This is a genomic window from Streptomyces sp. NPDC040610, assembly GCF_055594065.1.
Map to the genome: position 1 here is coordinate 835463 of NZ_JBVIXA010000001.1, position 16373 is coordinate 851835.

Annotated in this window: 17 protein-coding genes and 1 pseudogene; 8 read left to right on the forward strand and 10 right to left on the reverse strand. The window is 71.8% G+C overall.

From position 1 onward, the window contains the following. Positions 1-157 precede the first annotated feature (157 nt). Positions 158-946, forward strand: a complete 789-nt coding sequence (locus tag ACZ6AA_RS03750; protein WP_468451739.1) for a hypothetical protein — start codon at positions 158-160, stop codon at positions 944-946. A 7-nt stretch (positions 947-953) separates the two neighbouring features. Here the strand turns inward: ACZ6AA_RS03750 and ACZ6AA_RS03755 are convergent, their stop codons facing one another. Both ACZ6AA_RS03755 and ACZ6AA_RS03760 read right to left on the reverse strand, forming a co-directional pair. Next, complete coding sequence (locus ACZ6AA_RS03755; RefSeq protein WP_468451482.1) at positions 954-1475, reverse strand: hypothetical protein; 522 nt, start codon at positions 1473-1475, stop codon at positions 954-956. Positions 1476-1505: 30 nt separating this feature from the next. Further along, a complete protein-coding gene (locus tag ACZ6AA_RS03760) occupies positions 1506-2621 on the reverse strand; it encodes a magnesium and cobalt transport protein CorA (RefSeq protein ID WP_468451484.1) in 1116 nt (371 codons plus the stop codon). A 478-nt stretch (positions 2622-3099) separates the two neighbouring features. Here ACZ6AA_RS03760 and ACZ6AA_RS03765 point away from each other — a divergent pair, with 478 nt between their 5' ends. Next, positions 3100-3684, forward strand: coding sequence for a suppressor of fused domain protein (locus ACZ6AA_RS03765; protein WP_468451486.1), 585 nt, complete (start codon positions 3100-3102; stop codon positions 3682-3684). A gap of 63 nt (positions 3685-3747) precedes the next feature. On the opposite strand, the gene ACZ6AA_RS03770 is transcribed toward ACZ6AA_RS03765, so the two are convergent. Next, positions 3748-5049 carry an MFS transporter gene (locus ACZ6AA_RS03770; protein WP_471456086.1) on the reverse strand — a complete coding sequence of 434 codons (1302 nt, stop codon included), beginning with the start codon at positions 5047-5049 and terminating at the stop codon, positions 3748-3750. A 191-nt stretch (positions 5050-5240) separates the two neighbouring features. On the opposite strand from ACZ6AA_RS03770, the gene ACZ6AA_RS03775 reads away from it, so the two are divergent. The 3 genes from ACZ6AA_RS03775 (at position 5241) to ACZ6AA_RS03785 (ending at position 7853) form a co-directional block, all read left to right on the forward strand. Next, complete coding sequence (locus tag ACZ6AA_RS03775) at positions 5241-5882, forward strand: DUF6758 family protein (protein ID WP_468451490.1); 642 nt, start codon at positions 5241-5243, stop codon at positions 5880-5882. Between the two features lie 348 nt (positions 5883-6230). Beyond that, positions 6231-7106 (forward strand): PHP domain-containing protein, encoded by an 876-nt coding sequence (locus ACZ6AA_RS03780; protein ID WP_471456089.1) that lies wholly within the window; start codon positions 6231-6233, stop codon positions 7104-7106. 144 nt (positions 7107-7250) lie between these two features. Continuing rightward, a complete protein-coding gene (locus ACZ6AA_RS03785) occupies positions 7251-7853 on the forward strand; it encodes a MarC family protein (RefSeq protein ID WP_468451494.1) in 603 nt (200 codons plus the stop codon). Positions 7854-7955: 102 nt separating this feature from the next. On the opposite strand, the gene ACZ6AA_RS03790 is transcribed toward ACZ6AA_RS03785, so the two are convergent. Continuing rightward, positions 7956-8108, reverse strand: coding sequence for a hypothetical protein (locus tag ACZ6AA_RS03790; protein ID WP_016644538.1), 153 nt, complete (start codon positions 8106-8108; stop codon positions 7956-7958). A gap of 215 nt (positions 8109-8323) precedes the next feature. Here ACZ6AA_RS03790 and ACZ6AA_RS03795 point away from each other — a divergent pair, with 215 nt between their 5' ends. Next, the gene (locus ACZ6AA_RS03795) at positions 8324-9262 is read left to right on the forward strand and encodes an NYN domain-containing protein (protein WP_468451496.1); all 939 of its coding nucleotides are present in this window, start codon (positions 8324-8326) and stop codon (positions 9260-9262) included. A 19-nt stretch (positions 9263-9281) separates the two neighbouring features. On the opposite strand, the gene ACZ6AA_RS03800 is transcribed toward ACZ6AA_RS03795, so the two are convergent. Both ACZ6AA_RS03800 and ACZ6AA_RS03805 read right to left on the reverse strand, forming a co-directional pair. Continuing rightward, complete coding sequence (locus ACZ6AA_RS03800; protein ID WP_468451498.1) at positions 9282-10181, reverse strand: alpha/beta fold hydrolase; 900 nt, start codon at positions 10179-10181, stop codon at positions 9282-9284. 236 nt (positions 10182-10417) lie between these two features. Continuing rightward, positions 10418-11983 (reverse strand): annotated as a pseudogene (locus ACZ6AA_RS03805) (DEAD/DEAH box helicase); the annotation flags it as partial. Positions 11984-12459: 476 nt separating this feature from the next. On the opposite strand from ACZ6AA_RS03805, the gene ACZ6AA_RS03810 reads away from it, so the two are divergent. Further along, on the forward strand, positions 12460-13212 hold the full coding sequence (locus tag ACZ6AA_RS03810; protein ID WP_385716189.1) for a ferritin-like fold-containing protein: 753 nt from the start codon (positions 12460-12462) through the stop codon (positions 13210-13212). 27 nt (positions 13213-13239) lie between these two features. On the opposite strand, the gene ACZ6AA_RS03815 is transcribed toward ACZ6AA_RS03810, so the two are convergent. From ACZ6AA_RS03815 to ACZ6AA_RS03830, 4 genes are all read right to left on the reverse strand, one after another. Then, on the reverse strand, positions 13240-13509 hold the full coding sequence (locus tag ACZ6AA_RS03815; RefSeq protein WP_468451502.1) for a hypothetical protein: 270 nt from the start codon (positions 13507-13509) through the stop codon (positions 13240-13242). A 272-nt stretch (positions 13510-13781) separates the two neighbouring features. Beyond that, complete coding sequence (locus ACZ6AA_RS03820; RefSeq protein ID WP_030359794.1) at positions 13782-14009, reverse strand: DUF3107 domain-containing protein; 228 nt, start codon at positions 14007-14009, stop codon at positions 13782-13784. A gap of 146 nt (positions 14010-14155) precedes the next feature. Continuing rightward, positions 14156-14797, reverse strand: a complete 642-nt coding sequence (locus ACZ6AA_RS03825; protein WP_468451504.1) for a TetR/AcrR family transcriptional regulator — start codon at positions 14795-14797, stop codon at positions 14156-14158. Positions 14798-14977: 180 nt separating this feature from the next. After that, positions 14978-15196, reverse strand: a complete 219-nt coding sequence (locus tag ACZ6AA_RS03830; protein ID WP_468451506.1) for a hypothetical protein — start codon at positions 15194-15196, stop codon at positions 14978-14980. Positions 15197-15322: 126 nt separating this feature from the next. Here ACZ6AA_RS03830 and ACZ6AA_RS03835 point away from each other — a divergent pair, with 126 nt between their 5' ends. After that, on the forward strand, positions 15323-16366 hold the full coding sequence (locus ACZ6AA_RS03835) for an alpha/beta fold hydrolase (protein WP_468451508.1): 1044 nt from the start codon (positions 15323-15325) through the stop codon (positions 16364-16366). The last annotated feature ends 7 nt before the right edge of the window (positions 16367-16373 follow it).

Consider the following 16373-nt stretch of genomic DNA (forward strand, 5'->3'; position numbering starts at 1 on the left):
TCCTGCCGGGCGCATCCGCCCTGGTGAGACGTCCGTCCGGACTGGCTCGGAGGTGGGTCCGCAGCACCGGTACGCTGCGGTACGCCAGGCCGTAGCCGCGCTATGGCCGCCGCCGTAGAGGACGTCCGCACGAGAGGCAGCGCCACCTGTGACTGCGATGCGACAGGCCCGCCGTACCCGAAGGCCGGCGCTGGTGAGCGCGGTGTGCGCGGGGCTCGTGGTGGGCTGCGCCGGGCTGACGGGCTGCGGGGGCGGCGGCGAGGACCCGGACGCGGGCACCAACGGCGTGGGCAAGCTGTCCGCGGCGAAGATCCAGAGCAAGGCGCGGCAGGCGGCCAAGGGCGCCGACGCGGTCCGCCTGTCCGGCACGGTCGTCAGCAAGGGCCAGACGTACAAGCTCGACATGCGCCTCAAGGGCTCGGGCGGCGAGGGCTCGGTGACGTTCAAGGGCGGGACGTTTCAGCTCCTCCGCGTCGGCGAGCACCTGTATCTGAAGGCCGACTCGGGCTTCTGGAAGCACCAGAACGAGACCGGGGGGGCCGGGGGCACCGAGGGGAAGGCGGGCGGCTCGGCGGGCGACCGGTCCGCGGCGGCGAAGCTCAACGGCAAGTTCGTGAAGGTCCCCGCGGGCGATCCCTCGTACCAGCAGCTGAGCGGCTTCACCGACAAGGACCTGATGCTCGACGGCACGCTCGCGCTGCACGGCAAGCTGTCGAAGGGGGAGCGGTCCGACTCGGGCACGCGGCACATCATCAAGATCGCCGGGGACGAGGGCGCGGGCGGCACGCTGGACGTGTCCCTGGAGGGCAAGCCGTACCCGCTGCGGCTCCAGCGCGCGGGCGGCGCGGGCGCGCTGCGGCTCACCGAGTGGGGCAAGGAGTTCGTCCTGGAGGAGCCCGGCAAGGACGAGACGGTGGACTACGGCAAGCAGCTGCCCACGCAGTGAGGGCGCGTCAGCGCTTCTTCTTGCGCCGCAGGAGCAGCCGCGGCAGCGCCGCCGGTACGGGCTTGCGGGTCGTCGCGTCCGTCGGCAGCGGGGCCGCCGCGAGGGAGCCGTCCGGCAGGTCCGTGCTCGCCGCGCCCGGCGTCAGCCGCAGCACCCGGCACTCCGCTGCCCAGCGCTCCACCATCCGCTCCCCGTCGGGGGCGTTCAGGCGCTTGCCCTTGAGTTCGGCGACGGCCGCCTCCCAGGCCTCGGAGCGCGGCGCCAGCTCCGTCACCGCGGCCGTCCAGGCGATCACGCGGCCGCCCTTGTCCTTGCTGCGCACGGTCACTTCGGCGCCCGCCCCGTCGACGAGGTCCGGCAGCGGCTGCTCGCCGGGGCCGTCCCCGACGAGGTGGGCCGCGCCGTCGACCCAGACGTGCCACAGGGCCCGGACGGGGCCGTCGGGCGCGGCGCCGCGCACCCAGATCAGCCCCGACTTCTTCGTGGCCTCCTCGACGAGGGCGCGGTCGAACAGCGCGTCAGCAGTCATGCCGGAAGCTTAGCGAGGCCCGCGACGGGCTCAGAGCCAGCCGTTTCGCTTCAGGGTGCGGTGGATCGTGTAGCAGACCGTGCCGATCAGGCCGAGCACCATCGGGTAGCCGAACCGCCAGTGCAGCTCCGGCATGTGGTCGAAGTTCATGCCGTAGACACCGCACACGGCCGTCGGTACGGCGATGATGGCCGCCCAGGACGTGATCTTGCGCATGTCCTCGTTCTGCGCGACGGCGGCCTGGGCGAGGTTGGCCTGGAGGATGGAGTTGAGGAGCTCGTCGAAGCCGAGGACCTGCTCCTGGACGCGCGCGAGGTGGTCGGCGACGTCGCGGAAGTACTTCTGGATGTCGGGGTCGACGAGCCGCATGGGCCGCTCGCTGAGCAGCTGCATGGGGCGAAGGAGCGGCGACACAGCGCGCTTGAACTCCAGGACCTCGCGCTTGAGCTGGTAGATCCGCCCGGCGTCGACACCGCGCGAGACGCCCTTGCCGGTGGCCGCGAACACTTCGTTCTCGACGTCGTCGATGTCGACCTGCATGGCGTCGGCGACCGCGAGATAGCCGTCGACGACGTGGTCGGCGATGGTGTGCAGGACCGAAGAGGGGCCCTTGGCGAGCAGCTCCGGCTCGTCCTGGAGGCGGCGGCGCAGCGCGCGCAGCGAGCCGTGGCCGCCGTGCCGGACGGTGATGAAGAAGTCCCGGCCGGTGAAGCACATGACCTCGCCGGTCTCGACGACCTCGCTGGTGGCGGTGAGCTCGGCGTGCTCCACGTAGTGGATGGTCTTGAAGACCGTGAAGAGCGTGTCGTCGTAGCGCTCCAGCTTGGGCCGCTGGTGGGCGTGGACGGCGTCCTCCACGGCCAGCGGGTGCAGCCCGAACTCGGCGGCGATACCGGCGAATTCGGCCTCCGTCGGCTCGTGCAGCCCGATCCAGGCGAAGCCGCCGTCGCGGCGCACCTGGAGCATCGCCTCGTGCGGCGTGAGGGTGTCGTCGCAGGCGACGCGGCGGCCGTCGCGGTAGACGGCGCAGTCGACGACGGCGGAGACGGCGCTGGGGTCGCGGGTGGTGTCGTACGAACTGTAGGAGGGGCTGTCCTTGCGCTGGGACGGGCGCACGGCGTCACGCAGGTCACGGATCATCGACATGGGCAGGCTCCTTCGACGAAAGGGCCGCCGGCGACGGGTGGAACTGCCCGGAATGGGGACGTCCTGCTGCGGGTTCTGGCTCGTCCTCAAAGCGGGGAGCACCGCACTGTCGCGGTGGCAGCAACGCTACTGATGCAGATCAGGTGAAACGCGGTGCTCTTCCGTCGTGCGCGGTACGGGCCGGGTACGGACGGGGCGTCCGGGGAGGCCGTGCGCGCGGCCGCAGCTACGCTGCTGCGGGATGCTCAGCGGGCGGAAGAGCGAGTGGTACTGCACGGTCGACTTCGATCCACTGCAGCCCCACCTCCTCCGGCCGGTCCCCCGTAGGGGAGGTCCCTGGCGCGTAGGCGCCGTCTCCTGCGTCCGGGCTTGAAGGCGACGCTTCTGCGTGCTGCCCGGGCCAGCGGCCAACAGTATCAGCCGACCAGCAGCCGAACCCCCACCTTTACCCATCACTGACGAGTTCTATGCTCGCGTCATGGCTGATGTTCTTGCGCTGGTCGAGGCCCGGCTCCGTAGTGGCCTGGGGGAACCGGACGCACGCGCGGCGGTGACGTTCCTGGGCACGGACCGCGTCGAAGTGTTGCGCTTCACGGACGGGGACGTCGTGCGGTACGCCACGCTCGGCATGTCCGCCCGCCCGATGACCGACCCCACGGCCGTGCTCGCCGACCCCGTGCAGGGACCGCGCGCCGAGCTGGTGCTCTCCGTGCGCGGCGGTCTCGTCGACACCGACAAGGTGCTCCGCCCGCTGGCCGTCCTCGCCGCCTCCCCGCAGGTGGAGGGGCTCGTGGTCGCACCGGGCGCCTCCCTCGACGTGGGCGAGCCGCTGTGGCCGGGGGCGCCCTTCACCTCGGTCCTTGTCGCGGAGTCCGGGGGCCTGGTGGAGGACTTGGACCTCGACGAGCCGATGGATCCCGTACGTTTCCTGCCGCTGCTGCCGATGACGCCCAACGAGGCGGCGTGGAAGCGGGTGCATGGCGCGGGGGCCCTTCAGGAGCGGTGGCTGAACGGCGGCACGGACCTGCGCGATCCGCTGCGCAAGTCCGTACCGCTGGATTGAACGTTCGTTCTGGCGCGGCCAGTTGGTCCTTCCGGCCCCCGGCCGCCCCGGCCTCCGTCGGGCTCAGCCGGCGAAGACGGTCACGCCGTCCTCCGTCGCGTGCCGGGTCTCCAACTCCTCGGCCTCGTGCGTGAGCGCGCTCCTGCGGACCCACACGACCACCGCGCCGAGCACCGCCGTGACGGCCGCGACCACGAACGGGACGTGGATGTCGCTCCACTCCTCGATCTTCGGCGCGAAGTAGGGGGCCGCGGCGGCGGCGAACCAGCGTACGAAGTTGTAGCCGGCGCTGGCCACGGGCCGGGGCGCGTCCGAGACGCCGAGGGCGAGCTCCGTGTAGACGGTGTTGTTCACGCCGATGAAGGCACCGGACAGGACGGTGCAGACGACGGCGGCGGTGTGGTTGCCGTACCCGAGCACCAGGACGTCCGCGGCGAGCAGCACCAGCGAACCGCCGAGCACCTTCAGGGACCCGAACCGGGCCTGGAGCCGGGGCGCGACGAGCACCGAGAACACCGCGAGCAGGACGCCCCAGGCGAAGAACACCGCACCCGACTTGTACGGGGTCATGTTCAGGACGAACGGCGTGAAGGCCAGGACCGTGAAGAACGTGTAGTTGTAGAAGAACGCCGACGCGGCCGCCGAGGCCAGGCCGCCGTGGCCGAGCGCCTTGAGCGGGTCGAGCAGCGAGGTCTTGCGCGCGGGCCTGGGCTGCTCCTTCAGGAACGCCGTGATGCACAGGAAGCCGACGGCCATCAGGGCCGCGGTGCCGAAGAAGGGGTAGCGCCAGCTGGCGTCGCCGAGCAGCGCGCCGAGCAGCGGCCCGCAGGCCATGCCGAGGCCGAGCGCGGACTCGTACAGCAGGATCGCCGCCGCGCTCCCGCCCGCCGCCGCGCCCACGATGACCGCGAGCGCGGTCGACACGAACAGGGCGTTGCCGAGGCCCCAGCCGGCCCGGAACCCGACGAGTTCGCCGACCGACCCGGACGTACCGGCGAGCGCGGCGAAGACGATCACCAGGGCGAGCCCGGCGAGGAGGGTCTTCTTGCCGCCGATGCGGCTGGAGACGAAGCCGGTCACCAGCATCGCTACGGCGGTGATCAGGAAGTACGAGGTGAACAGGAGCGAGACCTGGCTCGGTGTGGCCTTCAGGCCCTGGGCGATGGACGGCAGGATCGGGTCGACGAGGCCGATGCCCATGAACGCCACGACGGACGCGCCCGCCGTCGCCCACACTGCCTTCGGCTGGTGCAGCAGGCCACCCGCTCCGGCGTCGAAGGGGTCGCCTCCGGCGTGGGTTCCGGTGCGGGGGCCTGGGGTGTCCTCGGCGGGCTCTGTCAGCTCTCCTTGGGTGTGCGCGGTCATCCGCGGCTCCTTGGTGGGTGTGCTGGTGGGATAGATCGTTGCCGTATACACATATTAGTTAGATGGGCTAACTAATGCAAGTTACATCTAGTTTTCCCAGGTGGTGGGGCGGGGGGATGCGGTCAGGAGGCGGCCTCCGGACGGGTGATCGTCCTTGACGGGGCGGCGAGGGGGGAGGACCGTTGGGCGCTATGAGGGGCGAACCCAGTTGCCCGAAGTGTGGTGGCCGGGTCAGGGCTCCCGGCCTCTTTGCCGACTCCTGGCAGTGCGATGTGCACGGCACGGTGCACCCGCTGCAGCCCGTGATTCCGCCCAGCGTCGAGGCCCTTCAGGTCGTCGTGCGCCGGGCGCAGGTGCCCGTGTGGATGCCGTGGCCCCTGCCCGTCGGGTGGCTCTTCACCGGGGTCGCCTGTGCCGGGGACGACCGCAGTGGCGGCCGGGCCACCGCCGTCGCCTGCTCCGGGCCCGCGCCGCTCGGCGGTGTGGGGGAACTCGTGCTTGTCGCCGAGGAGTTGGGGGTGGGGCTCGGGGCGCGGTACGCGGGGATCGACGGGCCCGATCCCGGGCCCTCCATGAGTGCGGGGAAGGCCGCGCAGGCCAAGGTGCTTGCCGCCGGGCGGCCCACGGCCATGTGGCATGTGCCGGGGGCGCCCGATGATCGGGCCGTGTTCGCGGGGGAGGCGCGGGGGCTGTGGCTGTGGGCCATCGCCTGGCCCGAGCAGTCGGGGCTCCTCATGTACGACGAGCTTGTCCTCACGGACTTGCGGGACGCCGGGGCCGAGGTCGATCTGGTGCCGTGCGGGGCGCTCTCGCCGCGGCTGCTGATGCCGTAGCGCGGGGCGCCGTCCTTTGCGGGGCGCCCCGGTCCCGCCCCTTTCCCGAAACCGGGGCGCTGCGCCCCCTGGACCCCAGCCACTCGCCCGCCGTGCCGTGCGGGTGGGACCCGCCTCCGCCGGATCGGCGCTGCGCGCCTCGTCCTCAAGTGCCGGACGGGCTGAGATCTCGCCGGGGTCGGCCTGGAGGGTGCCGGGGTGGGCCAGCAGGTCCAGGTGGGGCGGGTGGGTGGGAGAGAGCCTGTCCGGCGATTGAGGACCGGGCGCGCAGCGCCGAGCAGGGGGGCGGGGTGCGGAACGTTAGACTGGGGCGTCCCCCCGTCCGTCCCGAAGAGCGTGGAGCCCCGCGTGCGCATCGACCTGCACACCCACTCCACCGCGTCCGACGGCACCGACACCCCGGCCGAGCTGGTGCGCAACGCCGCCGCGGCCGGTCTGGACGTGGTCGCGCTGACCGACCACGACTCCACCCGCGGCCACGCCGAGGCGATCGCCGCGCTGCCGCCCGGCCTCACCCTCGTCACCGGCGCCGAGCTGTCCTGCCGCCTCGACGGCGTGGGGATGCACATGCTGGCGTACCTCTTCGACCCCGACGAGCCGGAGCTCGCACGCGAGCGCGAACTCGTCCGTGACGACCGCGTGCCGCGCGCCAAGGCGATGGTCGGCAAGCTTCAGGAGCTCGGCGTTGCCGTCACCTGGGAGCAGGTCGCGCGCATCGCCGGGGACGGCTCCGTCGGCCGCCCGCACGTCGCGGAGGCCCTGGTCGAGCTCGGCGTCGTACCGACCGTCTCGGACGCGTTCACGCCCGACTGGCTCGCCGACGGCGGCCGCGCCTACGCCGAGAAGCACGAGCTCGACCCCTTCGACGCGATACGCCTGGTCAAGGCCGCGGGCGGCGTCACGGTCTTCGCGCACCCCGCCGCCGCCCAGCGCGGCAAGGTGGTGCCCGAGTCGGCGATCGCCGAGCTGGCCGCGGCGGGCCTCGACGGCATCGAGGTCGACCACCCCGAACAACTGGCGTACGCGCCCGAGTCCGGCCCCCGGCTGCGCGGCCTCGCCGCCGACCTGGGCCTGCTCGTCACCGGGTCGAGCGACTACCACGGCACGCGCAAGACGTGCGTGCTCGGGGAGTACACCACCGACCCCGAGATCTACGGCGAGATCACGCGCCGGGCGACGGGAGCGTTCCCGGTGCCGGGCGCGGGCGGAGGCCCGTCGGCGTAACGCGCCACCGTCCGCGCATCGCGCCCCCCAGTCCCCGTAACGCTCCACCACCACCGTCCGCGGCACGCGCTGCCGTCGTCCGCGGAACGCGTCCCGGGCCACCGCCCGCTGTTCTGTACGACCCACTCCTGCAAGGCCATCACTGTGTTCGACGTCGCCGTCTTCGGATCCCTCTTTCTCACCCTTTTTGTCATCATGGACCCCCCTGGGGTCACGCCGATCTTCCTCGCGCTGACCGCGGGACGCCCCGCCAAGGTGCAGAAGAAAATGGCCTTCCAGGCCGTGTGCGTGGCCTTCGGGGTCATCGCCGTCTTCGGCATCGTGGGCCAGCAGATCCTCGACTATCTGCATGTCTCCACCCAGGCGCTGATGATCGCGGGCGGTCTGTTGCTGCTCCTGGTCGCGCTCGACCTGCTCACCGGCAAGACCGACGAGCCGCAGCAGACCAAGGACGTCAATGTCGCCCTGGTGCCGCTCGGCATGCCGCTGCTCGCCGGGCCCGGCGCGATCGTGCAGGTGATTCTGGCCGTGCAGCACGCCGACGGCATGGAGCAGGTCTCCGTGTGGGCGGCGATTCTGGCCATCCACGTGGTGCTGTTCGTGGCGATGCGCTTCTCGCTGCTGATCATCCGCGTCATCAAGGACGGCGGTGTGGTCCTGGTGACGCGGCTCGCCGGAATGATGCTGTCGGCGATCGCCGTGCAGCAGATCATCAACGGCGTCACGCAGGTGATCCGCGGCGGTTGAGCCGTGCGGGTGACCGCGACCCACGCACAGAGCCCTGTACGGCACCGGACGCTCCGGTGCCGTACAGGGCTCTGAAGTGTGTGATGAGGCCGTTCGGCGCCGTTATGAGGCCGAGGCGTCGGCCGGACGGATGTAGAGGCGCTGCCCTATGGCGGCGGCTTGCTGCACGATCCGGTTGACGGAGGCGGCGTCCACGACGGTCGTGTCCACGGCGGTGCCGTCGACGTCGTCGAGTCGCATGATTTCGAAGCGCATGGGCTTCTCCCTTCGTCTGGTGATCCTCCTGAAGGAGAACTGCTGGCTACGTAGGGTGCAACGGCTTGACTCCCTCAAACATTCCCTACGCTAAAGAAAATTTTCGCGAGTCTAATGAACGCCTTGTTTCGTGACTGTATCGCGGCTGGTTGTGTTCGCTGAGTGACAGCTACCGGTTGTGCCTGCCGAGTGACGGACGAGACAATGCGTTTCGTATGGACATGGACGAGACCCCTGACGAGTTCGGTGAGTGCACGGCCCGTGAGATCGGTGAGATCACCCTCCGGCTCGAGCGCACCAACGGCCTACTGGAGCGCATGCTCGCCGAGGTCGCGAAGACCCCGTCCACGCACGCGATCTTCGTCGACGCCGGTTATCTGTACGCCGCCGCCGGACGGCTCGCCGCGGGCACCGAGGACCGGCGGTCCTTCGAGCTCGACGCCGAGGCGCTCATCGACGCGCTGATCGACAAGGCGCGCACGATCTTCGCGGACAGCAGGCTGCTGCGGGTGTACTGGTACGACGGCGCGAGACGCCGCATCCACACCTCCGAACAGCAGTCGATCGCCGAGCTCCCCGACGTCAAGGTGCGCCTCGGCAACCTCAACGCCAACAACCAGCAGAAGGGCGTCGACTCGCTGATCCGCAGCGATCTGGAGTCCCTGGCCCGGCACCGCGCCATCAGTGACGCGGCGCTCATCGGCGGCGACGAGGACCTGGTCTCGGCGGTCGAGGCGGCGCAGGGGTACGGCGCCCGCGTCCACCTCTGGGGCATCGACGCGCCCGACGGCCGCAACCAGGCGGAGCCGCTGCTGTGGGAGGTCGACAGCCAGCGCACCTTCGACGCGGACTTCTTCAAGCCGTTCGTGACCCGCCGCCCCGCCGTGCCGTACGAGGGCGCGCAGGCCACGCCCCGGCCCTCACGGGACGACGTGCGCTTCGTCGGCGCCCAGATCTCCGCGAAGTGGCTCTCGGCGCGCGGCCGCGAGGCGCTGGTGGGCCTGCTGCCCGGCCACCCCTACCTGCCCGGGTCCGTCGACCAGGAACTCCTCGTCGAGGCGGAGCGGCTGCTCGACTACTCGCTGCGCGGCCAGTCCGACCTGCGACGGGTGCTGCGGGACGGCTTCTGGGACCACTTACAGAAGTGCTACTGACGACAGCGGTGCCCCGGAGCTAGCGCGGGCTTCCGTCGCGGTGGTCGGCGGCCCGGTCCCAGAAGGCCGCGAGCGCGGCCGCCGTCGCCGCCGGGCGGTCGGTGTTGGGGGAGTGGTTCGCGCCGGTGACCACGGTGCGGTGCGCGCCCAGGCGGCGCGCCATCTCGTCGAGGAGCGGCACGGGCCAGGTGTCGTCGCTCTCGCCGGACACGACGTGCTTGGGCAGGGGTACGGCGGCGAGGTCGTCGACGCGGTCGGGTTCGGCGCACAGTTGTCTGCCGGTGGCGATGAGCTGGGCCGGGTTGTTGCGCAGCCAGCGGGCCCGCAGCGCCGCCGCGTCGGCGCCGCCGCCGTTCGTGTCCACGCTCACGTCCTCCACCGGGTCGAGGGCCTGGATCGCCTCCCACACGACGTCCATCGGGTGCGCCGCGACGGCGTCCGTGAGGAGCGTGGCGCGGGTGCGCTGCGACGGGGAGATACGGGCCGGTCCTGACGCGACCAGGGTCAGCGAGGCGAAGGTGCCCGGCGGCGCCAGGAGGACGGCGGCGCGGGCCACCAGGCCGCCCAGGGAGTGGCCCATCAGGTGCGGCGGGCCCTCGTCCGCGGTGCGGGCGGCTGCCGCCTGGGCCAGGACATCGCGCGCCAACTCGGCCTGGGTGTAAGCCGATTCGTCGTCCGGCCCCGGCGATTCGTACTGCCCCCGGCCGTCGACGGACACGGTGCGGTAGCCCGCGTCGGCGAGGGGGCGGAGCAGGGCGATGAAGTCCTCCTTGCTCCCCGTGTACCCCGGCAGGAGCAGGGCGGTGCCCCTGACCTGGCCGGTCGGGCGGGTGTCGAGCACGGCGAACTCACCGCGCTCCGTCCGCAGCGGGTACGCGAGGGTGCCCTCGGGCGGGGTGAAGGTGGGGGGCCTGCTCATGCCCCCGAGGCTACTGGCCCCTGGGCCTTGGGGGGTGGGCGGTGCCCTTGCCCCGACGTCGAGGGGGGCGTTGGCCTGGGGGTTCCCCTGCTCTTTAAGAGCTTGGGGGAGGGTGGGAGATGGCCGCCGTGGAGCGGGGGAGAGAGACACGACCGCGCCCGGGGGCGGGTGGCCCCCGGGCGCGGGTGGTGGGGTGGCCGCTGGGGCCACCCCGTGGACTAGCTGTCCGAGGCGTCCGCCGACTTACGGGTGCGGCGGCGACGCGGCTTCGCCGGCGCCTCCTCCGCGGCCGGGGCGGCAGCAGCGGCCGGCGCCGACACAGCGGCCGACTCGGCCGCCGCGGAGTCGGCCCCCGCACGCGTCCGACGCCGACGACGCGGCGTACGCGGCGCGGCCTCCTCCGTCACGGCAGCCGCAGCGGCAGCCGGGGCCTCGGACGGCGTCGCCGTCGGCGTGGCCTCGGCGTCGAGGGGCGCACCCGCGCGGGTGCGACGACGACGCCGCGGCGTACGGGCGGGACGCTCGGCCTCCTCGGCCTGCGGCCGGGCCGCGGCACGCTCACCGCGGCGCGGTCCGCCACGCGAGCCGCGCGAGCCCGAGCCACGGGCCCCGGTCTCACCGAGGTCCTCGATCTCCTCCGCGTCGAGCCCGGCACGGGTGCGCTCGGCACGCGGCAGGACACCCTTCGTACCGACGGGGATGCTCAGCTCCTCGTACAGGTGCGGAGAGCTGGAGTACGTCTCGACCGGGTCGTTGAAGCCCAGGTCGAGCGCCTTGTTGATGAGCTGCCAGCGCGGGATGTCGTCCCAGTCGACGAGCGTGATCGCGGTGCCGGAGGCACCGGCGCGGCCGGTGCGGCCGATCCGGTGGAGGTAGGTCTTCTCGTCCTCGGGCGACTGGTAGTTGATGACGTGCGTGACGCCCTCGACGTCGATGCCGCGGGCGGCGACGTCGGTGCAGACGAGCACGTCGACCTTGCCGTTGCGGAAGGCCCGCAGGGCCTGCTCGCGGGCGCCCTGGCCGAGGTCGCCGTGGACGGCGCCGGAGGCGAAGCCGCGACGCTCCAGCTGCTCGGCGATGTCGGCGGCCGTCCGCTTCGTACGGCAGAAGATCATCGCGAGCCCGCGGCCGTCGGCCTGCAGGATGCGGGAGACCATCTCCGGCTTGTCCATGGAGTGCGCGCGGTAGACGAACTGCGCGGTGTTCGCGACGGTGTGGCCCTCGTCGTCCGGCGCGGTGGCGCGGATGTGCGTGGGCTGGGACATGTACCGCCGGGCGAGGCCGATGACGGCGCCCGGCATCGTCGCGGAGAAGAGCATCGTCTGGCGCTTCGCCGGAAGCATGTTGATGATCTTCTCGACGTCGGGCAGGAAGCCCAGGTCGAGCATCTCGTCGGCCTCGTCGAGGACGAGGCACTTGACGTGCTTCAGGTTCAGCTTGCGCTGTCCGGCCAGGTCGAGCAGGCGGCCCGGGGTGCCGACGACGACGTCGATGCCCTTCTTGAGGGCCTCGACCTGCGGTTCGTAGGCACGGCCGCCGTATATGGCGAGGACGCGGATGTTGCGCGCCTTGCCGGCGGTCAGCAGGTCGTTGGTGACCTGCTGGCACAGCTCGCGGGTGGGGACGACGACGAGGGCCTGCGGGGCGTCCGTCAGCTGCTCGGGCGTCGCGCGCCCGGCCTCGACGTCCGCGGGGACGGTCACGCGCTCGAGGAGCGGCAGGCCGAAGCCCAGCGTCTTGCCGGTGCCGGTCTTGGCCTGGCCGATGACGTCGGTGCCGGAAAGGGCAACGGGGAGCGTCATCTCTTGGATGGGGAAGGGGTTGATGATGCCGACGGCCTCAAGGGCTTCGGCTGTCTCGGGAAGAATCCCGAGCTCTCGGAAAGTCGTAGTCAGGGCAATGCCTCTTCTGTGAGACGCGGCGCGAGGCGAACGCTGGGGGTCGTGACCGTGCCGGGGACTGCCGGCCGCCTGCTGGAAAGAGCCGGGCGAGCCGGGTGGTACGGGACCACTGCCGACGCTCGAGCGCTCACACCGCTGAGGGGGTCCCTCCGCTTGCCGTACGCACGGTGCGTACGCCCTGGAGGGCTGTCTGGTCGGAGCCGATCGGGCCACCGACCGGGCATCCTCATTCATGCGGCCCGTCGAATATTCGGCGGGCGCATTACCACTGTACCCCGGAATCTCGCATGCGTGTCCGGCGAATTCCTCACGTTGCTGTCGTCACAGTGGTTGACCAGGCCCTTACGCCATCCGGTGGGCGGGCTATTGTGCGCTTCATGGAGACGCCTGACACCGCCGCGCAGCCCCCCGAAGAGACCGGATCCGCCGCCCCCACCGGGGTCGCCGCCCAGGACTGGAAGACAGCCTCCGCCGACCCGCAGTACCGCGCCGCCGTCGTGGACCTGCTCGGCGCGCTTGCCTACGGCGAGCTCGCCGCGTTCGAGCGGCTCGCGGAGGACGCGAAGCTGGCGCCGACCCTCGGCGACAAGGCGGAGCTGGCGAAGATGGCGTCGGCGGAGTTCCACCACTTCGAGCGGCTGCGGGACCGGCTCGCGGCGGTCGGCGAGGAGCCGACGGCGGCGATGGAGCCGTTCGTCGAGGCGCTCGACGGCTTCCACCGCCAGACGGCGCCGTCCGACTGGCTCGAAGGCCTGGTCAAGGCGTACGTCGGCGACTCGATCGCGAGTGACTTCTACCGAGAGGTCGCGGCCCGCCTCGACGGGGACACCCGCAGCCTGGTGCTCGGCGTCCTCGACGACACCGGCCACGCCAGCTTCGCCGTGGAGAAGGTGCGGGCCGCGATCGACGCCGACCCGCGCGTCGGCGGGCGGCTCGCGCTGTGGGCCCGACGGCTGATGGGCGAGGCCCTCTCGCAGTCGCAGCGGGTCGTCGCCGACCGGGACGCCCTGTCGACGATGCTGGTCGGCGGGGTCGCGGACGGGTTCGACCTGGCGGAGGTCGGCCGGATGTTCTCGCGGATCACCGAGGCGCACACGAAGCGGATGGCGGCGCTGGGGCTTGCCGCCTGACCCCTGACGCCTGGTTCCGCTCCGCCGTCAGGCAGGGACCTGGCGGCGGTGCAGGCGGCGGGTGGGGCGAAGCAGCAGGGAAAGCAGTGCGGCCGATACGGCCAGGGCTCCGACCAGGGTCGCGGGGCTGCTCCCCGGACCCAGCGCCATGTGCGTGATGAACGCTCCGATCAGCGCTCCGCCCACGCCGGTCGCGAGCACCAGCGTCCGTGCGGGCAGCCGGTGCGGCAGGCGGCGGGCGGTCGCCCAGGCGAGGGCCAGGCCGATCAGTGCGGAGCCGAGTGCTTCGAGGATCACGGTGTGTTCCCTCCCTCGTGGCCAGGTGCAAAACGGTCGTAGCCGGTCTTACCCCCGGCTGCCGGAACGCAACCCTCCATACTCACCGCGCACCGGAGCGCGGGACGGCGGTGAACTCGGCGCACCCGCCACGGAGTCGACGCGGACGACGGAGTGAATGGCGCGCGGACGACAGAGTGGATGGCGCGCGGACGACGGAACGAACGGCGCGCGAATGGCGGAAGGGCCCGGAGGCGATGCCTCCGGACCCTTCCGTCGTCTCGCGTGCGGCCCTACAGGGCGCCGAAGCCCACCTTGCGCACGGTCGGCTCGCCGATCTCCACGTACGCGAGGCGGTCGGCCGGCACCAGGACCTTGCGGCCCTTGTCGTCCGCCAGAGTCAGCAGCTGGGCCTTGCCCGACAGGGCGTCGGCCACCGCGCTCTCGACCTCCTCGACGCTCTGACCGCTCTCCAGAACGATCTCGCGAGGCGCGTGCTGCACGCCGATCTTGACCTCCACGCTTTGTCCCTCCGACGGTCAGTGATGTGCGCGGTCGCCCGCGCCGTACCCAGCACAGATTAGCCCGGAGAGGGGACAGGATCGGTTCCGGCCGTGCACGCCAGGAGCGAACACGGCGGCCGCGGAGGACGGGAACAAACGCGCGGTCAGTGACCTTCGGAGCCGTGCAGCGGGAAGCCCGCGATGCCGCGCCAGGCCAGCGAGGTGAGCAGCTGCACCGCCTTCTCGCGCGGGACACCGCCGTCGCTGTGCAGCCAGTAGCGCGCGACGACCTGGGAGAGGCCGCCGAGCCCCGAGGCCAGGAGCATCGACTCGGACTTGGAGAGGCCGGTGTCCTCCGCGATGACCTCGCAGATCGCCTCCGCGCACTCCAGGGTCACCTTGTCGACGCGCTCGCGGACCGCGGGCTCGTTCGTCAGGTCCGACTCGAAGACCAGGCGGAACGCGCCGCCGTCGTCCTCGACGTACCCGAAGTAGGCGTCCATCGTCGCGCCGACGCGCTGCTTGTTGTCCGTCGTCGACGCGAGCGCCGCGCGCACCGCCTGCAGCAGGTTCTCGCAGTGCTGGTCGAGCAGGGCCAGATAGAGGTCGAGCTTGCCGGGGAAGTGCTGGTACAGCACCGGCTTGCTGACGCCGGCCCGCTCGGCGATGTCGTCCATGGCCGCCGCGTGGTACCCCTGGGCGACGAAGACCTCCTGGGCCGCGCCCAGAAGCTGATTGCGTCGGGCACGGCGCGGCAGGCGTGTGCCCCGCGGGCGCGCCGCCTCTGTCTGCTCGATGGCTGTCACGCCGCCTCCCAAAGTCGTCCTTGTGCTGCGGTGTGCGCCGCGACGCCATCGTACTTTTCGGTAACTGTGATGTGCGCGGTACGAGCGCAGAATTTCACGGACTGGATGCCCTCAACAGATCCGCGCAGCCGTGCGTAGCAGGGCAAACACGGGCAGCTGTGTGTTTGTCGGCGCCTCGGATCAGCGGTAGTCGTCCTCGTCGAGGGACACCACGCGCGCCTGTTCGGCCACATCGGCCTCGTTGGCCGCGCCCGGGTCGACGTCCTGGAGGGAGTCGTCCCGCTCGGGGCTGAGGTCGGCGTGCTGCTCGGCGGCGTCCGCCTCGGGGGTCTCCGCGCTGCTCTCGCCCCCGGTCTCGTCGTCCTGGAAGGTCTCGGGGTCGCTGGGGTCGACGTTCATGTGGACTCCTAGGCTCGCTTGCCTACGAGCCTAGGGAAGACGTGCGGGGGCCGCTACGCGATCTGTACGGGATCTGTGATGCCGAACACGCGATCCCACGCGTGATCGTCTCGTAACATTGCCCGCATGCCTTCGACCGAGTTGCCGCCCGTGCTGGCCGCTGCCGCCGCTCCCAAGCCGGGCGCCGTCGCCGTCGCCGAGGGCGAGCGGCTCGCCTCGGTCGCGCTGCCCGGACTCACGCTGAACGTGCGCTCGCGCCCGTCGGTGCGCTCCGGACTGCCGCCCGCGCTGTACGTGCACGGGCTCGGCGGGTCCTCGCTGAACTGGTCGGCGCTGATGCCGCTGCTCGAGGACGTCGTGGACTGCGAGGCCCTTGACCTGCCCGGCTTCGGGGACTCGCCGCCGCCGGACGACGGCGACTACTCGGTCACCGGGCACGCGCGCGCGGTCATCCGCCACCTCGACGCCCGTGGGCGCGGCCCCGTGCACCTGGTGGCCAACTCGATGGGCGGCGCCGTGTCGACGCGCGTCGCCGCGGTCCGGCCGGACCTGGTGCGCACGCTCACGCTGATCTCGCCCGCGCTGCCCGAGCTGCGGGTGCAGCGCACGGCGATGCCCACGGGGCTGCTCGCCGTGCCCGGCATCGCGGGCCTGTTCACGCGGCTCAGCAGGGACTGGACGGCCGAGCAGCGGGTGCGCGGGGTGCTCGGGCTCTGTTACGGCGATCCGGGGCGGGTCACGCCCGAGGGCTTCCGGGCGGCCGTGCGCGAGATGGAGCGGCGCCTCGCCCTGCCGTACTTCTGGGACGCGATGGCGCGGTCGGCCCGGGGCATCGTGAACGCGTACACCCTCGGTGGCCAGCACGGCCTGTGGCGGCAGGCCGAGCGGGTGCTCGCGCCGACCCTGCTCGTGTACGGCGGCCGGGACCTGCTCGTGTCGTACCGGATGGCGCGCCGGGCGTCGGCCGCCTTCCGTTACTCCCGGCTGCTCACGCTGCCGGACGCGGGGCACGTGGCGATGATGGAGTATCCGGAGACCGTGGCCGCAGCGATTCGTGAACTTCTGGCCGATACAGGGGAGTTGGCCGGTCCGGATGAGTTGAGCGAGACGCCTGGTGTGCGCGATGGTGGCCGTGTGAGTGACCATCGCGATTCGGGTTCGAGGAGCTGAGGCGCCG